Here is a 603-nt window from a genome sequence, read left to right on the forward strand (position 1 = left end):
GGCCGTGGTTATCTCGGTACCTTCTCGCTGGATGCGGTCGATCAGGCAGCTGACAGGATCGGCTGGAACTTCAAGGTCGCCGACGGCGTGCTGGACTCGCTGCAGGCCGGCCAGACGCTGACGCAGAAGTACACCGTGTTCGTCAATGACGGCCATGGCGGTATCGTGGCGCAGACCGTTACGATCGCGATCACCGGGACGAACGATGCACCGGTCATCACCTCCGGCACGCAGAGCGCCGTGGTGACAGAGCGCGGCGACGGTGCGGCCGGCGAGAACTCAGTGGTGCACGTCAACGCCGGCAAGGTGGCTTTTACCGATGTCGACACGCTGGACACCCACAGCGCCAGCTTCAAGGCGAACGGCGAAGGCTATCTCGGCAAGTTCGCGCTCGACCCGGTCAACCAGTCGGGCAACTCGGTCGGCTGGACCTTCAAGGTTGCTGACGGTGTCATTGACTCGCTGCAGGCCGGCCAGTCGCTGACGCAGACCTATGATGTGACCATCAATGACGGTCATGGCGGCACGGCGATCCAGACCGTGACGATCGTGATCACCGGCACCAACGACGCACCGGTCATCACTTCGGGCGTGCAGAGCGGT

At 63.5% G+C, this 603-nt stretch carries 1 protein-coding gene; it reads left to right on the top strand.

The annotated features are described in order from the left end of the window. Window positions 1–603: VCBS domain-containing protein (locus IB262_RS35470; RefSeq protein ID WP_210333438.1), on the top strand; the 603-nt coding region annotated here is incomplete at both ends.

Source organism: Ensifer sp. ENS02 (assembly GCF_014851885.1).
In the GTDB taxonomy this organism is placed as follows: domain Bacteria; phylum Pseudomonadota; class Alphaproteobacteria; order Rhizobiales; family Rhizobiaceae; genus Ensifer; species Ensifer adhaerens.